The sequence below is a fragment of the Streptomyces amakusaensis genome, assembly GCF_039532665.1.
Taxonomy (GTDB): domain Bacteria; phylum Actinomycetota; class Actinomycetes; order Streptomycetales; family Streptomycetaceae; genus Streptomyces; species Streptomyces amakusaensis.
Map to the genome: position 1 here is coordinate 56,283 of NZ_BAAASB010000018.1, position 18,388 is coordinate 74,670.

Consider the following 18,388-nt stretch of genomic DNA (forward strand, 5'->3'; position numbering starts at 1 on the left):
GGGACCGTGGTTTCATGCGGCCCTCCGGGTGGCCCGGCGGGCGAGACGGCGCAGGGCGTCCGCGATCGGGCCCGCGACAGCGGAACCCTCCAGTACGGCCACGGCCTGCTCGTACCGTTCGGTGATCATGTGTTCGACGGTGTGACGGGCACGGGTGGCCTCGATGATGCGGCGTGCCGTCTCGGCCTGGTCCCGGGTGAGGGCGGGGCAGCCGAGGAAGGCACGGAGCCGGTCCCCCTGCTCGGGGGTGGCGCGCTGGAGGGCGAGCGCGATCAGGACGGTGCTCTTGCCCTCTCGCAGGTCGTCCAGGACCGGCTTGCCCGTCCGGCCGGGGCTGCCGAAGAGCCCCAGCAGGTCGTCGCGGAGCTGGAAGGCCTCCCCGAGCGGGATCGCGTACGCCGACAGCGTTTCCATGAGGCCCCCGTCGGCCCCGGCGAGCGCCGCCCCCAGCTGTAAGGGACGTTCGATCGTGTACTTGGCGGTCTTGTAGCGGATGACCGCGAGAGCGGACTCCACATCGGTGTGCTGACAGGTGGCGGCATCGAGGTCGAGGTACTGGCCCAGGATCACCTCCGAGCGCATGGTGTTCAGCAGTGGTACCAGCCGTTCCAGTTGCGCGGGGGAGGGGCGGCCGGCCTGGAGGAGTTCGTCGGACCAGATGAGGGCGAGGTCGCCGATGAGGACGGCGGCGCCCTCACCGAACCGGTCGGCGGCGGCCTGCCGTCTCGGGCGGTTCGCGGGAGACCGGTGCGCGCCGAGCGCCGCCTGGGCCCGGTGGACGGTGGGGCGTCCGCGGCGGGTGGCGGAGCGGTCGATGACATCGTCGTGGATGAGGGCGAAGGCGTGGAAGAGCTCCAGGGACGCCGCCAGATGACGTGCCGTGTCCGGCTCCCCGTTCGCGCCCGCGGCGTACCAGCCGACCAGCGCCAGGACGGGACGGATGCGTTTGCCCCCGGCGGCCAGGAACTCCTGGAGCGGGGCCGCCAGATTCGGCAGACGGCCACCCGGTGTCGCCGATTCCGCCTTGCGGGTGAGGAAGCCGTACAGAGTCTGCTCGACGTCTTCCTTGAGACATTCCAGATCCGGAAGGGTCCTCGATACCGGGGCCGGGAGCGGGCGGCTCATGACGGGCCCGCCTCCTCGTCGGCGATGAGGGGGTCGAGGGCGAGCGCTTCTTCCAGGAGCGCTTCGACGATGCGGGACTCGGGGACGGTGCGGATGACCTGGCCCTTGCGGAAGATCTGGCCCTTGCCGTTGCCGCAGGAGACTCCGAGGTCGGCTTCGCGGGCTTCGCCGGGGCCGTTGACGACGCAGCCCATCACGGCGACCCGGATGGGGTGCGGGAAGCCGTCGAAGGCGGCCTCGACCTGGGCGGCCAGTCGGTGGATGTCGACCTGGAGGCGTCCGCAGCCGGGGCAGGAGACGATCTCCAGTTTGCGGGGGCGCAGTCCGAGGGAGGACAGGATGTGGCAGCCCGCCTTGACCTGTTCGACCGGGGGCGCGGAGAGGGAGACGCGGATGGTGTCCCCGATGCCTTCGCCCAGCAGGATGCCGAAGGCGACGGCGGTTTTGATGGCGCCCTGGAAGGCGGGTCCGGCTTCGGTGACGCCGAGGTGGAGGGGGTAGTCGCAGGCGGCGGCGAGGAGCCGGTTCGCGGCGATCATCGTGGCCGGGTCGTGGTGTTTGACCGCGATCTTGATGTCGCGGAAGCCGTGTTCCTCGAAGAGGGAGCATTCCCACAGGGCGGATTCCACGAGGGCTTCGGGGGTCGCGCGGCCGTGTTTGGCCAGGAGCCGGGGGTCGAGGGAGCCGGCGTTGACGCCGATCCGGATCGGTACCCCGGCCGCTGCGGCGGCCTTGGCGATCTCGCCGACCCTGTCGTCGAACTTGCGGATGTTGCCGGGGTTGACCCGTACGGCGGCGCAGCCGGCGTCGATGGCGGCGAAGACGTAGCGGGGCTGGAAGTGGATGTCGGCGATGACCGGCAGTGTGGAGCGGGCGACGATGCGGGGGAGGGCGTCGGCGTCGTCCTGGGAGGGGACCGCGACGCGGACGATGTCGCATCCGGCGGCGGTGACCTCGGCGATCTGCTGGAGGGTGGCGTCGACATCGGCGGTGAGGGTGGTGGTCATGGTCTGGACGGAGACCGGTGCGCCGCCGCCCACCAGGACATCGCCGACGTGGAGTTGGCGGGTTGGGCGGCGCACCGGAGTGCGGGGGAGTGCGGGCAGGCCGAGGTGGACGCTCATGGTGTCCTCCCCGTCGAAGGGCTGCCGGCGGCGTAGGCGCCGGCGGGGGGAGCGACTGAGGTCAGCCTCTTGAGGTGGGTCCTGATGGAGCGGGCGATGCCGGGACCGTCCAGGCCTGCCTGGCCGAGGAGGCTGGTGCGGGTGTCGTGGGGGATGAACGCGGGCGGCAGGCCCAGCACGGTGACCGGGGTCCGCACCTGGGCGTCCTGGAGGGCCTGGGTGACGGCGGCTCCGATGCCGCCGGTGCGGACGCCGTCCTCGACGGTGGCGACCAGGCGGTGACGGGCCGCCAGAGCGGCCAGCGCCGGGTTGACCGGATGCACCCAGCCCGGATCGGCGACGGTGACCCCGATGCCGTCGTCCTCCAGAAGGGCCGCCGCCTCCAGACACGCGTGGGCCATCGGCCCGACCGCGACGACGATGACGTCCAGCGGGCGGTGCGGGCTGCGGCGCAGGATGTCGATCCCGTCGATACGCGCCACCGCCTCCGTGTCGGAGCCCGGTGCCCCTTTGGGCAGACGCAGGACGGTGGGCCCCTGGCCGGCGACGGCCTCGCGCAGCAGCATGCCGAGCCGCTTCGTGTCGCGGGGGGCGGCGATGCGCAGGCCGGGCACCATGGTGAGCAGGGACAGGTCCCACATGCCGTGGTGGGAGGGGCCGTCGGGTCCGGTGATCCCGGCCCGGTCCAGTACGAAGGTGACCGGCAGCCGGTGCAGGGCCACGTCCATCAGAACCTGGTCGAAGGCTCGGTTCAGAAAGGTGGCGTAGATGGCCACGACCGGGTGGTAGCCGCCGGTCGCCAGCCCTGCCGCGCAGGTGACGGCGTGCTGTTCGGCGATCCCGACATCGAGCACCCTCCCGGGGAACCTGGTGGCCGTGGAGTGCAGTCCCGTCGGGCGCAGCATCGACGCGGTGAGGGCGATGAGGTCCTGACGCTCCTCGGCCAGGTGCAGCAGCTCCCGGCCGAAGAGGTCGGTCCAGGAGAGGGGGGCGGGGCTCGCGGTCGGGGCGGGCCGGCCTGTCGAGGGGTCGATCGTGCCGACCGCGTGCAGATGGTCGGCGTCGTCCCGCTCGGCCGGTCCGTAGCCCTTGCCCTTGACGGTCATCACATGCACCACGACCGGCCGGTCCAGGGCCCGGGCCGTGTGGAGCACCGCTTCGAGACCGGGAGTGTCATGGCCGTCGACCGGCCCCAGGTAGGCGAACCCGAGATCCGTGAACAGGTTTCGGCGCTCCTCGGGACCGGTGCCGCGCTTCAGGGCATCCAGATGCGTGGCCACCGCGCCGGTGGTGGGGGCGTAGGAGCGCCCGTTGTCGTTCAGGACCACGATCAGCGGGTGCCGGGGGGCGGTGCCTATGTTGTTCAGCGCCTCCCACGCCATGCCGCCGGTCAGGGCACCGTCCCCGATCACCGCCACCACCGCCCGGTCCGGCTCGCCGGACAGCCGGCGGGCGTGGGCCAGGCCGTCCGCGTACGACAGGACCGTGGAGGCGTGGGAGTTCTCGATGACGTCGTGCTCGGACTCGGCACGGGACGGATACCCGGACAGGCCTCCCGCGCGGCGGAGCCCTCCGAACGCCCCGGCCCGCCCGGTGAGGATCTTGTGGACATAGGCCTGGTGGCCTATGTCGAACAGCACGGTGTCGTGGGGCGAGGCGAAGACCCGGTGCAGAGCGACCGTCAGCTCCACCACTCCTAAGTTGGGGCCCAGATGGCCGCCGCTCGCGGCGACCTTCTCGATCACGAACGCGCGGATCTCCCCCACCAGCTCCGGCAGCCGAGCCGCGGGCAGGGCGCGCAGCGCCTTCGGGTCGCTCGCCTCGGCCAGCAGCGGAAACTCACCGGCACCGGTAGGGGTGGGGACTGCGCTCATCGGGGCCTCACAGGGGAAGGGGGAGCGAATCGGACGGTCTCGACGGTGGTGGTCCGTTCGTCGACGGTCACCGGTCCCAGCCCGCCCAGGGCGGCGATGACGTCGTCGACCAGGGGCGACGGAGCGGACGCGCCGGCGGTGAGCCCGATCCGGGCGGCGGTCTCCAGCCACTGCGGGCGGATCCGTGAAACGTCCTCGATCAGATGGGCCGCGGTTCCCGCGCGGCGGCAGAGTTCCACCAGGCGGACCGAGTTGGAGGAGTTCCGCGATCCGATCACCAGCACCAGATCGGACTCGTCCGCGACGGCCCGCAGCGCGAGCTGACGGTTGGTGGTGGCGTAGCAGATGTCCTGCGAGGCAGGGGCGCGCAGATTCGGGAACCGCTCCCTCAGCGCGTCGATCACCTCGGCGGTCTCGTCCACGGCCAGCGTCGTCTGGGTGAGGTAGGCGACATCGGCGTCGGCCGGCAGATCGAGGGCCGCCACGTCGTCCGTGTCCTGGACCAGGACGGTGGCCTGCGGCGCCTCACCGAAGGTGCCCTCGACCTCCTCGTGGCCCGCGTGCCCGATCAGGACGATGGCGGAACCCCGGCCGGCGAACCGCCGTGCCTCGGCGTGCACCTTGGTGACCAGCGGGCAGGTCGCGTCCACCACGCTCAGCCCCCGCCGTTCCGCCTCCGCGCGTACGGCGGGCGACACACCGTGGGCGGAGAACACCACGAGCCCCCCGGCGGGCACCTCGTCCAGCTCCTCCACGAACACCGCACCGCGCCTTTCCAGATCGCGGACGACATGGGTGTTGTGGACGATCTGCTTGCGCACGAACACCGGTACGCCGGAGGCCGCGTGCTCGTCCAGCAGGCGCTCCACCGTCTCGATCGCCCGCTCCACCCCGGCACAGAACGAACGCGGCGCCGCCAGCAGCACCGTGCGCGGACGTGCGAGGCGGGCCCACAGCTCCACGGCGTTCCACGCCTCACCCCACGCACGGCGATCGGACACCACCACGCTGCCCTCGGCCCGGTGGCCGGCGGGCACCAGCGCGCCGCAGGCCGGCAGCGGCAGCGGCTGCCGCACCGCCGACCCCGTCCTCCCCGCGACGGCCATTGCCAGCTGAAAGGTGCCGGGCGCGCCTTCCGGGAGCAGTACCACCGGCCCGGTACGCACTCGCGTGCCCGCCCGCTCCAGCTCGGCCGCCACCAGCGGTGCCGCAGGGCAAGGAGCCCGGGGCCCCGCGGTGGGTGTGACCTCCGTGGCCACCAGCACCTCTCCCGGTGCCAGGGTGGGGCTGGGCGGTAACGCGGGAAAACCGCGGATCTCCGGTCCAATCATGTGGCCGTCTCCTTCGAGCACGCCGACGGGATCAGTTTCGAGTGGAGGGTGGACAACCGGGTCGGGCGGGCCGGGGTGAGGGATCGCCTCCGGCGAGGGGCCGGGGCCCTCTCGCCCCGCACCGGCAAGGACGTCACGGACCGAACCGGCTCCGCCCGAGCACATCCTCATCAAGCACCCGGCCCGGCACCGGTGACAATGGCCGGGCCGTGATCCATGCGTGCACGCGTTGAACGGACGCTCTCAGCCGGTCCCGGCGCGGGCGGCGCGGTGTCCGAGCGTTCAACGCGTGCACGGAACGGCGGGCGCGGATCTCTGGCCGGTGGCCGACAGCAGGGGTCTGATGTGAGTGAACTCCTCCTCCGTTCCCCGGCAGCCGTTGAGTTCCGCCGGTTCCGGTGTCGCGGGAACCCACCCCTGAGCACTCTTCAACACCTCCCCGGAGGGGATATGACGTCCCTCGCCAATACGCCCTCCCACCAGGAAAACGGCCACCGGGCAACAGGCCGGGAGCCCACCCCGCGACACCTGGCGGTGATCCTCGACGGCAACCGGCGCTGGGCGGGCGCCCATGGGCACACTCCCCTGCACGGCCACCGGCGCGGCGGGGAGCGGGTCCTGGACTTCCTCACCTGGTGCCAGGAGATCACCGGCCTCACCACCCTCACCCTGTGGCCGCTGTCCACCGAGAACCTCCACCGACCCGCCACCGAGGTCGACGGAGTGCTCCAGGTCATCGCCGAGACCACCCAGGCCATCGCGGACACCCGCCAATGGCGCATCCATTACCTCGGAACCCCCCACCGGCTGCCGCCGCGGGTCACCCGGGCGCTGGACACCGCGGCGGAACAGACCCGGCGACTCGACCGGCCGGTGCTCAACCTCGCCATCGCCTACGGCGGCCGGGACGAGATCGTCCGCGGCGTCCAGGCCCTGATCGCCGGCCACCAGCAGGCGGGCACACTGGACCACCTCATCCAGCGCTTCAGCCCTGACGACATCAGCCGGAACCTGGACACCGCAGGCCAGCCCGACCCCGATCTGGTCATCCGGACCGCGGGCGAGCAACGCCTCTCCGGCTTCATGCCCTGGCAGACCGTCTACGCCGAGCACTACTTCTGCTCCACACCCTGGCCCGCCTTCAGCAAGGCCGACCTCGACACCGCGCTGACCTGGTACGGCCACCGTGCCCGCACCTACGGCCTCTGAGCCGGCGGGGGCCCGGACACGCGACCGCAGCCGTACCGCGACATCCCGACGGCCGGGTGGCACACCCGGTGAAAGGCAAGGGCACATGACCGCCGCTCCAGCAGCGCTGCACCTTCCGTATCTCCACTATCCCTTTCCGCCGCGGATCCACCCCGAGACCGACCAGGCCGAGAACGACATGATCGACTGGCTGACCGGTCACGGCCTGCTGACGGACCCCGACCGCGAGACGGCCTTCCGGGCCACCCGCTTCGCCGAACTCGTCGGGCGTGAGTACCCGGATGCCGATGCCGACGGGCTGCGTGTGGTGGCGAATTTCTACGGCTGGCTCTTCATCGTCGACGACGCCGTCTGCGACACCGGGGCCCTCGGCCAGAACCTGGCCAAACTGGCCACCTTCCACGTCTGGCTGCGCGAGATCATGGAAGTGGGCAGTGCGACCGCCGGTGATGGTCCCGCACGCGCGGTCACCACCGGCCTGGACGAAGTCGACAGGAACATGTGTCACCGCCTCGCCGACGCCGGACACGACCTCTTCCGGTCCATCGCGGACCGATCCAGCCATACCCAGTACATGCGCTTCGCCGCCGGAATGGACTACTACTTCCTCGGCACGCTGTGGGAAGCCGGTCAGCACGTCCGCGCCACGACACCGTCCCCCGCCGAATACGTCGTCGGGCGGCGCATGACAAGCGGGGACCCGCCCGGCCTCGCCCTCCACGACATCACCGCCGGCTACGAAGTCCCTCCCGACGAGTACCAGCATCCGGCGGTCCGTGAGCTGCGCAGGCATGTGGCCAACATCAACTGCTGGGCCGACGACGTGTTCTCCTACGGCAAGGAACGCGATACCGAGGGGCCCCGATCGCTCAACCTTCCCAACTCCCTGGCACATCACCACGGACTGGACGAGCAGGCCGCACTCGACGAGACCGCCCGCCTGCACAACCAGGAGATGGCGGCGTACCTCTCGGCGGAGGCCAAGGTGGTCACCTGGGCGAGTCCCGAGCTCAGACGCTTCCTCGCGGCCCTGCACGACATGATGCGCGGCTTCTACGACTGGGGGCCGAAGACCCCCCGCTACAACGTCGATCACTACTTCGGCACCCGCTCCTGGACACCGTGACAGCCGCGATGTTCAACGCGTTCACGCGTATGCTGCCGCACGCCTATTGCCAAGCGCTCCGCAACAGGTATCTGATGCCAGAACCCCCATCCACACACAACGCCGCCTCTTCAGGCTCTCGCCGGTTCCGGTGCTGGAGGAACCACCGCTCCGACCCCCTCTTCAGAGGTACGCACGGCCGGCCGTCGGCAAGACCGCGGCTCCGTCACGAGAACGGCACCGGACCCGCGTCGCCCCGACGCGGCCCGCCCGTTTCCCGTACGTCCGCGCGGTCACTGGAGAGGTCATGGCACGCAATGCCCCGAACCGACGGCTCAAAGAGATGCTCCTCGAAGCGAACTGGACCGCCGGCGAACTGGCCCACGCCATCAACTCGGAGGGACGGGCACAGAGCCTGGACCTGCGCTACGACCGCACCTCGGTCGCCCACTGGCTGCGCGGGTCCCGTCCGCGCCCGCCCGTTCCCCAACTGGCCGCCGCTGTCCTCACCCGCCGATTACGGCGTCCGGTACTGCCCGAGGACACCGCACTGGCGGAAGACGGCGTCGAGACCGGCGACGGTGCGCGGGCGACAGAGACGGACCGTGGAGACGACCCCCTCACCCGCCTGATCTCACTGCCCCGCGCCGACGTCCTGCCCACCACCCGCTCCGCCCTGACTCGCGCGATCTACACCCCGCCTTCCGTCCAGCCCCTCCTGTGGCCGACCGCGCACACCCGGCCCCCGGTCCCGCCGTTCGGCACCGTCCGGCCGGGCGACCCGGTTGTGCGGGGCATGGAGGAAATGGCCGCGCTCTTCGCCCGGCAGCTGGACCATCACGGCGGCGGCCACGCACGCTCGGCCCTGGCCGCCTACCTCACCGACGACGCCGTAGGCCTTCTGGCCCGGCCCGTGAACGAGGAGCGACGCCGCGACCTTCTCACCCGCATCGCCGAACTCAGCCACCTGCTGGCGAAGATGACCACCGACACCGGCCGTCACGCCTTGGCCCAGAGCTATCTGCTCGCCGCCCTCGGCCTCGCCCACCAGGCGCGTGACCGCCGCACCTACGCCATCACCCTGCGCGCCCTCAGCCTCCAGGCACTGGAGCGCGGACACCCGCACGTCGCCGCGGATCTCGCCGACGCCGCGCTCCGCACCGCACCACGGGACATCTCAGGTGCCACACATGCCTTCCTGCTCACCCAGCGGGCCCTCACCCACGCTCATGGCCGCCGTCAGAACGAAGCCCTGACCGACCTGATGGACGCGGAGCGTCACCATGTGCAGGGCACCGAGAGCCGGGGCCCCTTCGCCACCTACCCCACCGCCGGATTCCACTACCGGCGCGGCGAGATCCTCCTGGCACTCAACGAGCTTTCCCAGGCTCTCAGGGCCTTCGACGGCTCCATGCGCCACCGCCGCTCCCACGGCCACCGGCAGACCGCCCTCACCCAGGCACGGAGGGCTGAGACACTGCTCCGCCTGGGCCACCTCGACGCCGCGTGCAACGCCTGGAACAACTTCCTCCAGCACTACCCCCTGCTGCGTTCCGCACGCGCCGACTCCGCACTGGCCAGCCTCCAGGCGGGCCTGCGCCCCCATGTGCGCCACCCCCACACCGCACATGTGCTGGCCACCGCACAGGCCCTCAGCGACACCAGCGCACGGCCCGCCCCCTCCTCCACCAGGGCCTCCGCCCACGGAGAAGCCCGCCGGCCGGCTCGCGGCCCCGACCGCCTCGCCGAAGACGGACGACTCGTCGTGGCGACCGAGTCGGTCACCGGGACGGCGACCGGGACGGCGATCTGACGCCCGCTCGCGAACGCCGCCGCCCTCCGCTCGAAGAAGCGCCCTGCGCAAAGCCGCCGGTGCGCGGATGTGCGCTGCACGAGCTGCCCCCGTGCGCCCTTGTGGAGGACGTCGCACACAGGTCATCTTGGCCAGAGCCGAGAACGGGGAAGCCGACCTCTCGGCGACCCGGCGCATGGCTCGCACACGCTTGAGGAGGCGGAACGGACCGTCTCCCAGCCCGCCATGCGCGCCCTCCGACCCGCGCACCGGACTGGTCCTGGAAGGCAGAACCCGTGCACCATCTGGCCAAGCTCACCCACAGCCAACCGGCCCTCAACAGAAGCGGAATCCTCGGCGCGGAGGTCTACAGCCTCGCCGCGCTCACCGTCCCGGACTGGGAGAACCTCTCACGAACCGCGGCCCGCCGCGCCGGCGTCCTGCCCGGACGACGCGCGGGCCGGGCGGAAGTGAAGGTACTGAAGGACATGACCGCCTTCTTCGCCACCTCGGCCGGCACCTTCGGCGGCGGGCACGCCCGCACCGTTCTCACCGCCTGCCTCGCCGACTGCGCCACCCCCTTGCTCCTCGCCGATGCCGGCGACCACGTACACCGGCAACTCCTCACGCATACCGCCCAGCTCGCCGTTCTCCTGGGCAACATGTGCGCGGACGACGACGCCGTCCACCTGGCCCAGCACCACCACCGCACAGCCGTTCACCTGGCCGCCGAGGCCGAAGACCCCCACACCTACGCCATCGCCGTCCGGGCGCTCGCCGCCCACGCGCTGGAACTCGGACACCACCGGCCCGCGCTCACCCTGGCCGAACAGGCCGCGGCCACCGCCACCCGCCACGGCTCGCCGCCGGCCCAGGCCTTCACCCAGACCCAACTGGCGCTGGCACACGCACGAGTCCAGGATCGCCCTCGCGCCCTTCTCGCACTGCGCACGGCGGAAAGTCTCCACAGTCACGCGGACCAGGACCCCGACAACCCGTTCGACAGCTACCCGACCGCGGCCCTCCACTACCAGCGGGCCCGGACGCTGACCGCTCTCCGGGACCACCACGCGGCCGACCGCGCCTTCCGGGCCTCCCTGCGCGCCCGCGCCCCCCAGGCACGACGGGCCCGGGCACTGACCACGGCGCTCCTGGCCGAATCACAACTCCTCCAGGGAAGCCTCGAAGAGTCCATCTCCACCTGGAGACGCTTCCTGACCGACTACCCGGGGCTGCGCTCCGCCCGCGCCACCGCCTCCCTCGCCACCATGCGCCGGGCGCTGCGCCCCTACGGAGCCCATCCCGAGGTGGCGCTCTTGGAGGAGGAAGCGGCGTCCCTGTGACATCCCGCCCCCGCCCCCGACCCGACCCGCCCCGCACGGGCGCGAACCGGATGCGTGCCGTATCAGTGTGCGGACGCGTTGCCGTACGAAGTGTTCGTCCGTTGTGAGGTCAGTTCCCGGACCTCCAGGCAGCGACCGGCGTAATAGGTCGCGAGTTCGTGGTTGTCGAGGTACTCGTCGAACCCGACGCGATACGCGAGCGTCAGCTCGACCGGCGAGGGTTCATCGTCGAACGGCCGGTTCGCGCGGATGGCGTCGAGAATGTGCGGCATCGCGTACTGGAACCGCAGGCCGCCGCGGACATAGTGCGGCAGGCCGTCGATGCCGCGCACCTCGGCGTCCTCGGCACCCGCTCCGGAGTAGACCGGGCGGGTCGCGTTGTCGTAGCGGAAGATCTCGTTCAGCAGGGGCCTGTGCCGCTCGGGAACCTTCGGCAGGATCGCCTCGTCCCACCACCGCTGGAAGATCGGCGCGAACCGCGGGTCGGCGTAGAGCTTGTGCAGCGACTCGACGACCAGACCGGAGTCGGTGAACTCGCGGCCGTGGCCCAGCAGCTCGGCGACGGCGGGATCGGCCGAGTCCTGGAACCAGTCCGACAGGATCAGCAGTACGGCGCTCTGGGTGAGCCCGGCGAACTCCCGCAGCGGCACCCAGATGTGCCGGAAGTACATGTTCTCGCTCATCATCCGGGCCCAGAACATGAACCGCTGCATCGTCGTGTTCTCCGCGACCGTGACGGTGCGGTTGGCGAGAACATACTCGAAGTCGTCGTTGTCGCCGCGCACGGTGACGAAGCCGTGCTCCTCGCGGTTCTCCGAGTAGTTCGTGTTGGGCAGCAGCAACAGCGGATAGACGGCGATACGGGAAACATGCTCGGACAGCCGGTCGTAGCCCGTCAGGAAGGAGTCGACCGTCTCACCCGGCGCGCCCCAGATCAGCTCGGCGTAGGCGTCGAGCCCCTCGGCCGCGAGCCATGCCGCCAGATCCTTCCACTCGTTGAGCCGCATATTGCTTCTGCCCATGTCCCGCAATGCCGTGTCGTCCAGTGTCTGGAGCGCCACGGTGAACGAGCTCTTGAACCCCTCGGCCTTCATCCGGCGGATGATGTTGTGGAACGTTTTGGACTTGTTCTTTGCCCACGACGTCTCCAACGACTGCGGGAACCCGTACTTCTCGCGCGTCCTGACGAGGTCCTCGACGAACTCCGCGTCCGGCTGCCGCATGCCGAAGTTCGAGTCGCAGAGCACCACCGTCGGAATCTGGTGATAGCCGAAGATGTCGAGTTCCGCGCGCAGCCGCTCACGGGAGAAGTCGCGCATCCTCTGGCCGACCGCGCCGCCCCAGTAACAGAAAGAGCACTTGTACGGGCAGCCGCGGTTGGTCTCCATCAGCGCGACGTCGTAGCGGAACCGGCCGTTGTGGTCGAGCATCGGGATGGCCCCGGTGAGAAAGGGCGACGGAATGGTGTCCAGGTCGTCGATGCGCGGTGCCTCGGCAGTGGTGTGGATCGTGCCTTCCTCGTCGCGGTAGGAGATTCCCGGCACCTGCGCGAGGTCGTGCGGCGACTTCTCCTCGAGGACGGCGAGCAGCAGGTCGCGGAAAGTGAACTCGCCCTCGCCGTTGGCGACGACGTCCACCTCGGGAAAGCGCCGGAAGACGCGTTCCGCCTGGTGGGCGACGTGCGTTCCACCGAAGACGACCCAGCCGTCCGGGCGCACCGACTTGTAGGTCTCGGCGAGCGCGCCGAACTGGTTGAAGTTCCAGCCGAAGACCGAGAACGCCAGCACGTCCGGCACGACCCCGGAGAAGATCGTGCGTGCCATCGAGCCGAGCGATTCTCCACCGCGGAAGTTCTGTATTCCCACGTCGAACTCGGTTCCCACCACGGGATCGGCCTGTGCTGCGGCTGTCAGATAACCGGCGGCGAGCGGCATCGATTCCTTGGGCATGTCCCAGGCGCCCTGTTGCACGATCAGCGCGCGCCCGCGCTTCTCCTGTGCACGCGGTCGTGGTCGTGGTAAAGGAAGTATGGACTGACTCACTGTTCTGCCCCCATGCCGCCAGGCCGCCAGGTTCCCGCGGGCGATTGCCCGCCGTGCACCGTGCGAAATGTGGTTGTCCGACTGGCTCCGACTGGCTCCGGCATTCAACCGCGGAACTCAGCGCGGTGCTTCGCCCATACCGCCTCCCGGTCGCCGCACCCTACAACGCGCCGCCGGAGGGTGAGAACTCCCGTCCTCCTTCGCGGGGACGCCCCGGCCCGCCCGTGGGGGAGGGCCGGGGCGGTTCGATCAGATGCGGTAGCCGAGGCTGCGCAGCTGCTGACGGATCGCCTCGTCGTCGGCCGTGGCGGTGCCGCTGGTCGCGGCGACCGAGTCGGTCGGAATGAGAGCGACTTGCTCCTCACGAAGGTTCTCGTTCACTGGATTCTCCTTTCCTCAATTCGGTGTTCATCCTTGCCCGGTCGGACAAGCTCGGTGCCGCCCTTATGGTGGCGGTATGGATGGCGACATGGACGACCTGGCCTACGACGCGACCGGTACGCCGGCGGTTCGGCTGCGCCGGTGGGAGCGGTGCTGGCCACCGGACGACCCGCATGCCAACTTCAAGGCCGAGGTGGTGGACTACGGGCTCCTCGATCCGCTGGAGACCGTGCGCGGCATGTCCCGGAACCTGGACATCCCGGTCGGCGCGATCGTCCGGTACGTGCTGGCGAAGTGGGCCACCGGCGGCAGCGGCGGCCTGCTCGAACTCGGGCCGGTGATGGTGCCGCGCCTGTGGGAGCCGATCGCGGCCGCGGAGGAGGCCGATTCCGACGAGCAGCGGCTCGCTGCGTACCACCAGCTCCGGCAGATGATCTCTTGGCTGAAGGTGCCGCTGGACGACCCCACGGTGTACCCGCCCCAGCGATCGGCCGAGTGACCGGCTCTCAGTGCTCACGGCGCACCACCCCGGTCACACAGCCGATCCCGCCGGCCGCCCGCAGATACTCGCCGATGTCGATCTCGTCGACGGCCACACCCGCCCGTTCCAGCGTCCGCCGGATTCCCGGGCAGCCGGCGGGCATCAGCACCCGCCCCGGCGCGAGCACCAGCAGGTTCATTCCGCGTCGAACCAGCAGTTCCTCGTCCGGCGGCAGGGCGATCACCCGATAGCCGTACTCGGCGAGCAGCGCCGTCAACTCCGGCGGGCTCGCCGCCCGGTGGACGAGGGCGGTGGACGGGTCGAGGAACATCACCGTCCCCAGCAGGTGCTGTACGCCCGGTGCCAGCGGCACCGTCACCACCCGCGCCCCCAGTCCCGCGACCGCCGAGGCGATCTCGGCCGCGCCGGCCGCGTTCGTGCGGAACCCGGTGCCGACGATCACCGTCGAGGGGTCGATCCACAGTGCGTCGGCACCCTCGAACACGGCGGTGCCGGACACCGTGCGCAGGATCGGGAAACCGGCCCCGGCCAGCGCGAGCGCGGCGTGCCGTTCCTCGCCGGCCCGCTGCGTCGACGCCATCCGCGCGAGCACCGCCCCGGCCGGGGTCATCCAGAACAGGTCCCGCGCGAACACCGCGTTCGGCGTCGTCGCGGGGGACGTCAGATACACCTCGACCCCGTGGTCCCGCAGTCGGTCCGCCAGCGCGTCGTACTGCGCCCGCATCGCCGGGAGATCCACCGGCCCGAGCATGAGCGAGGCCCCCGGCCGTCGCACCGCGGCGATGCTGTCCGGCGGGCGGATCAGCAGCACCGACCGCAGCGCGGCCGTCTCCGACCGGTATCCGCACGGCGTCCACACCTCCCCGGCCGCGACTTCGTCCACATGCGACGCCACCCGGGGGACCCACCCCGGACCGCCGTGGGTGCTCGGCTCAGATCCAGTGGTCGTCACGGGCATAGCCGAGCCTCTCCGCCATCGCGAGCACGTCCGCGTCCAGCACGGACCGGATTTCCTCCTCCCGCACCCGCCACCTGCCGGGGCGTGGTGCGGCGGTGGCCACCGTGGCGGCGATGCCGTCGGTCGTGGCCCGCTTCAGCGGACCGTCGAACGGGATCCCCAGCCAGTTCGCGATCCGCTCGACGGCGTCCGCGCGGGCGGGCGGACCGCTGATCAGGTCCTCGAATCGCACCGTGTGATCCGCCCCGTGCGCGAGCACCGCACAGTGGCTCGACAGCCACTGGTGGGCGCAGACCCGGGGCAGGGCGGCGGCGGTGTACGCGGGCCAGCAGGGTGGCAGGTCGAATTTCCACCAGTGCCGGTCGGCCGGCCGTACATCGGCGTACCCGGCGATGCGCAGCGGCTCGTTCAGCCGGTACGCGTGGAAGCCGTGGTGCAGCCACCCGTCGACCAGGCCGTTGATCGACGCGGCCGGGTTCCTGGTCAGGTGCAGCACCCGCAGGCGTGCGTTGGGGAACACGGCCCGCAGGAAGCCGAGCCGGTAGGCGTTGCCCGGCGTCTTGATCACCAGTGGTTTCGTGGCGAGATCGTGTTCGCTCGCGGGCCGCCACGGGCGGGGGAGGACGAAGGGCGGCTCCTCGAGCAGCACCTCACCGGGCGGCCCGGCCGGCCGTGGCCCCGGTGACTGCCCGGGAAGGTCGTAGTACCACGGGTTCACGCCGGCCAAGCCGATCAGCGCCCGCGCGAACCGGGTGGGATCACGGTCCAGTAACGCCTCGGCGGTCCGCACCAGGTCGACGGGGTCGAGGTCCAGCCCCGGCCACTGCACGACCAGCCGCCATGCCGCGTCCACCGCCAGGTTCTCCACGCCGGTGCCGGGAGAGCCCGCGTCCAGTGCCAGTTCCGCCTCGAACAGTGCCCGGGCTCCCGGCTGAAGCCCGTGCCAGTGCGCCGCGTCCAGCGCGTCGGATCCGGTGCCGCTGTGCGGGTGGTCAAGGCCGACCAGCCGCAGCAGCGGATTCAGCTCGGCGCGCAGATGCAGCAGGTGCGGCGAGGACCGCAGCAGCTCGGCGAGCATGCTCGACCCGCCCCGCGAACTCGACGCGACGACGACGAGATCGCGCACCTTCGCGCGGAAGTGCGGCACCGGCGTGCCCCGCAGTGGCCGCAGCACCTCCAGCCCGCGCACGACCTCGGCGACCGGGCGGTCCACGGTGCGGCTAGGCATGGTCGGGCTTCCGCACCGAGTACACACACCAGCGCCACCGGTCGCGCACCGAGCCGTCCGGCAACACCTCGAACGGGTGTACGTCGCGTATCTCGCGCGGCGCGTCGTAGTAGAGGCGGTAGATCTCCTGCCGGTTCGCCGGCGTCGTCTCGTGGGTGTCGATCCACCGGTCGATCGACTCCCACAGGAAGTACTCCTCCATCCGCACGTCGGTGAACCCGCCGCCGGTGAGCAGCGCCCGGAAGTCCTCCTCGCGGAACATCTGGTACAGCAGCGGCTGTTTCTTCTTGAACACACGGAACATCCAGAACGCGTCCACATCGGCGTACGGCACGATCTGGCCGACGATGAACTGCCCGCCCGGCCGCAGCACACGGAAGATCTCCGACACCGGCCGCTCCGGCTGGGGCAGCAGATGCAGGACCTCCCGGGTGACCACGAGGTCGAAACTGGCGTCGGGGAACGGCAGGTCGTAGACGGTGCCCTGATGCACGACGTCCAGCCGGGTGGCGGCGAGCGCGGCCATCTCCGGGGTGAGGTCCAGCCCGACCATCTCGCCGACCCGGCCGCGGAACGCGCCGCCGACGACACCGCTGCCGCAGCACACGTCCAGCATCCGCGCGTCCGGCTCCACCTCGCACAGCTCCGCGTGCTTGCCGAGCAGGTCCTCGTCGGTGAGCCAGGCGGCCGAGTCGTGCCAGTCCTTCGAACGGATCCCGAACTGACGCTGGTAGACCTCGTAGTCGACCTCGACGGCCCGGGTCCGGGAGCGGGCCGTCCGCCCGGCCAGCCGGGCGGCGAGCCGGGCCCGGCTCGCGTCGACGGCCCGTTCGGCGATGCGGCGGGCCAGCTCAGGGTCGGCCGCCAGCGCCCGCCGCACCTGCTCGGTCACGACGTCGAACACGCGGACGCCCGCGTCCTCGTTGCGCAGGGTGCGTTTGGTCTGGCCGTCGAACCGCGCGTCCGGGATCCGGATCGCGATCACCGCGGTCAGCCCCTCCAGGATGTCGACCACGGTCATCTTCTCCGCGGCCGGGCCGAGATGCTCGGCCACCACCCCGGCCAGCGCGCCGCGCAGGGCGTCCACGTGCGACCCGCCCAGGTCGGTGCGGATGGTGTTGACGTAGCTGAAGATCTGCTCGGCGTACCCCTCGGTCCACTGGACGGCGGCGTCGATCACACACCCGTCCCCGGCCCAGGTGACGGCGGTCGGCTCGGCGTGCACCTTCTCGGCGTCGCGGGCGCGGTACGCGAGCAGTCCCCGCACCCCGCTCGTCTCGCACAGCGACTCGTGCCGGCCGGTGCGGTGGTCGGTGAGATCGACCCGCAGGCCCGGGTGCAGATAGGCGATGTCGAGCAGCCGGGCGTGCACCAGGTCCGCGTCGAGCACGCACGAGGAGAAGATCTCCGGGTCCGGGCGGAACCACACCCGGGTGCCGCGGCGGTCACTGTCGCCGACCCGCTTGAGCGGGGTCTCGACCGAGCCTTGGGCGAACGACTCGCTGTGGTGCGCGCCGTCGCGCCACACATCCAGCCGTAACCACTCCGACAACGCGTTCACGCAGGCCAGGCCGACGCCGTGCAGCCCGGCCGAGGTCGCGTACGAGGAGTGGTCGAACTTGCCCCCCGAGTGCAGCGTGGTGAGCACCAGCTCACACGCCGGGATCCCGGCCTCCGGGTGCGGATCGGTGGGGATGCCCCGGCCGTCGTCGGTGACCGAGCAGGAGCCGTCGTCGTGCAGTTCCACCGAGATCGCGCCGCAGTGTCCGGCGGCGGCCTCGTCCACGGCGTTGTCGATCAGTTCGAGCACCAGGTGGTGGGCGCCGTCCGAGCCGGTCGACCCGACGTACATCGACGGGTTGCGGCGTACCGCCTCCAGCCCGGAGTAGACGGTGATCGCCTCAGCGGTGTAATCGGTGGTCATGGCGCTCCGTTCCCGGCGAACCGCGGCTCGGCCAGCCCGGAGAGGGCCTGCTCCAGCCGGTCCACGTGCGTCTTCTTCAAGGTGCACAGCGTCTCCAGCCAGCTCGCCAGATCGGCCACGCCGTCCGTGTGCGCCCGCGCCGCCAGGCCGGGGTAGCGTTCGGCGGCCTCCCCGAGGTCGCCGCTGATCGCCGCGGCGAGGTTGCGGCGGGTGTCGCCGAGCGCGCGGCCGGCGCCCGGATCGTCGCCGCCCAGCAGGTCGCGCAGCACATCCAGGTGCCCGTGGGCGGCGCAGGCCACACTCTCGGCGAGCTCGCCGAACACCCGGGCCGCCTCGGTGTGGCCCTCGATCTCGGCGACCTGCGCGAAGTAGGTGTACCGCGCCGCGGTGGCCGCCTCGGCGAGGAACGCGGCCTGCACGCCGTCGGCGAGGGAGTGGTCCGGTTCCATG

14 protein-coding genes and 1 pseudogene are annotated in these 18,388 nt (G+C 71.1%); 5 read left to right on the forward strand and 10 right to left on the reverse strand.

What is annotated here, in order from left to right; genetic code table 11:
- Positions 1-12 precede the first annotated feature (12 nt).
- Genes ABD371_RS27660 through ispH form a run of 4 tightly spaced genes read right to left on the reverse strand, consistent with a single transcriptional unit; the run spans position 13 to position 5,454 of the window.
- A complete protein-coding gene (locus ABD371_RS27660; RefSeq protein WP_344482557.1) occupies positions 13-1,125 on the reverse strand; it encodes a polyprenyl synthetase family protein in 1,113 nt (370 codons plus the stop codon).
- Entirely contained in the window at positions 1,122-2,249 is a 1,128-nt protein-coding gene (ispG, locus tag ABD371_RS27665) for a flavodoxin-dependent (E)-4-hydroxy-3-methylbut-2-enyl-diphosphate synthase (protein ID WP_344482560.1), read from the reverse strand. Before ispG ends, ABD371_RS27660 begins: the two co-directional genes overlap by 4 nt.
- Complete coding sequence (locus tag ABD371_RS27670) at positions 2,246-4,123, reverse strand: 1-deoxy-D-xylulose-5-phosphate synthase (RefSeq protein WP_344482563.1); 1,878 nt, start codon at positions 4,121-4,123, stop codon at positions 2,246-2,248. The genes ispG and ABD371_RS27670 overlap by 4 nt, the downstream gene beginning before the upstream one ends.
- Positions 4,120-5,454: a 4-hydroxy-3-methylbut-2-enyl diphosphate reductase gene (gene ispH, locus ABD371_RS27675; protein WP_344482566.1), complete on the reverse strand. Its 1,335-nt coding sequence runs from the start codon at positions 5,452-5,454 to the stop codon at positions 4,120-4,122. Before ispH ends, ABD371_RS27670 begins: the two co-directional genes overlap by 4 nt.
- A gap of 450 nt (positions 5,455-5,904) precedes the next feature.
- On the opposite strand from ispH, the gene uppS reads away from it, so the two are divergent.
- The 4 genes and pseudogenes from uppS to ABD371_RS27695 all read left to right on the forward strand — a co-directional run.
- The gene (uppS, locus tag ABD371_RS27680; protein WP_344482571.1) at positions 5,905-6,663 is read left to right on the forward strand and encodes a polyprenyl diphosphate synthase; all 759 of its coding nucleotides are present in this window, start codon (positions 5,905-5,907) and stop codon (positions 6,661-6,663) included.
- A gap of 85 nt (positions 6,664-6,748) precedes the next feature.
- Entirely contained in the window at positions 6,749-7,789 is a 1,041-nt protein-coding gene (locus ABD371_RS27685) for a terpene synthase family protein (protein ID WP_344482574.1), read from the forward strand.
- Between the two features lie 286 nt (positions 7,790-8,075).
- A complete protein-coding gene (locus tag ABD371_RS27690) occupies positions 8,076-9,581 on the forward strand; it encodes an NsdA family TPR-like regulatory protein (protein ID WP_344482577.1) in 1,506 nt (501 codons plus the stop codon).
- A gap of 242 nt (positions 9,582-9,823) precedes the next feature.
- A pseudogene (locus ABD371_RS27695) lies at positions 9,824-10,903 on the forward strand (NsdA family TPR-like regulatory protein); the annotation flags it as partial.
- A gap of 62 nt (positions 10,904-10,965) precedes the next feature.
- On the opposite strand, the gene ABD371_RS27700 reads toward ABD371_RS27695, so the two are convergent.
- Both ABD371_RS27700 and ABD371_RS27705 read right to left on the reverse strand, forming a co-directional pair.
- A complete protein-coding gene (locus ABD371_RS27700; protein ID WP_344482583.1) occupies positions 10,966-12,873 on the reverse strand; it encodes a KedN5 family methylcobalamin-dependent radical SAM C-methyltransferase in 1,908 nt (635 codons plus the stop codon).
- Positions 12,874-13,194: 321 nt separating this feature from the next.
- Positions 13,195-13,326, reverse strand: coding sequence for a hypothetical protein (locus ABD371_RS27705; protein WP_344482586.1), 132 nt, complete (start codon positions 13,324-13,326; stop codon positions 13,195-13,197).
- A 76-nt stretch (positions 13,327-13,402) separates the two neighbouring features.
- Between ABD371_RS27705 and ABD371_RS27710 the strand changes: the two genes are divergently transcribed.
- The gene (locus ABD371_RS27710; RefSeq protein WP_344482590.1) at positions 13,403-13,825 is read left to right on the forward strand and encodes a DUF6027 family protein; all 423 of its coding nucleotides are present in this window, start codon (positions 13,403-13,405) and stop codon (positions 13,823-13,825) included.
- 7 nt (positions 13,826-13,832) lie between these two features.
- On the opposite strand, the gene ABD371_RS27715 is transcribed toward ABD371_RS27710, so the two are convergent.
- The 4 genes from ABD371_RS27715 to ABD371_RS27730 are packed head-to-tail and all read right to left on the reverse strand — an operon-like array spanning position 13,833 to position 18,387.
- Complete coding sequence (locus ABD371_RS27715; RefSeq protein WP_344482593.1) at positions 13,833-14,711, reverse strand: dimethylarginine dimethylaminohydrolase family protein; 879 nt, start codon at positions 14,709-14,711, stop codon at positions 13,833-13,835.
- Positions 14,712-14,760: 49 nt separating this feature from the next.
- A complete protein-coding gene (locus tag ABD371_RS27720) occupies positions 14,761-16,014 on the reverse strand; it encodes a sulfotransferase (protein WP_344482596.1) in 1,254 nt (417 codons plus the stop codon).
- Positions 16,007-17,938: a methyltransferase domain-containing protein gene (locus ABD371_RS27725; RefSeq protein ID WP_344482599.1), complete on the reverse strand. Its 1,932-nt coding sequence runs from the start codon at positions 17,936-17,938 to the stop codon at positions 16,007-16,009. The genes ABD371_RS27720 and ABD371_RS27725 overlap by 8 nt, the downstream gene beginning before the upstream one ends.
- Entirely contained in the window at positions 17,935-18,387 is a 453-nt protein-coding gene (locus tag ABD371_RS27730) for a rubrerythrin family protein (RefSeq protein ID WP_344482602.1), read from the reverse strand. The genes ABD371_RS27725 and ABD371_RS27730 overlap by 4 nt, the downstream gene beginning before the upstream one ends.
- Position 18,388: the final 1 nt, after the last annotated feature.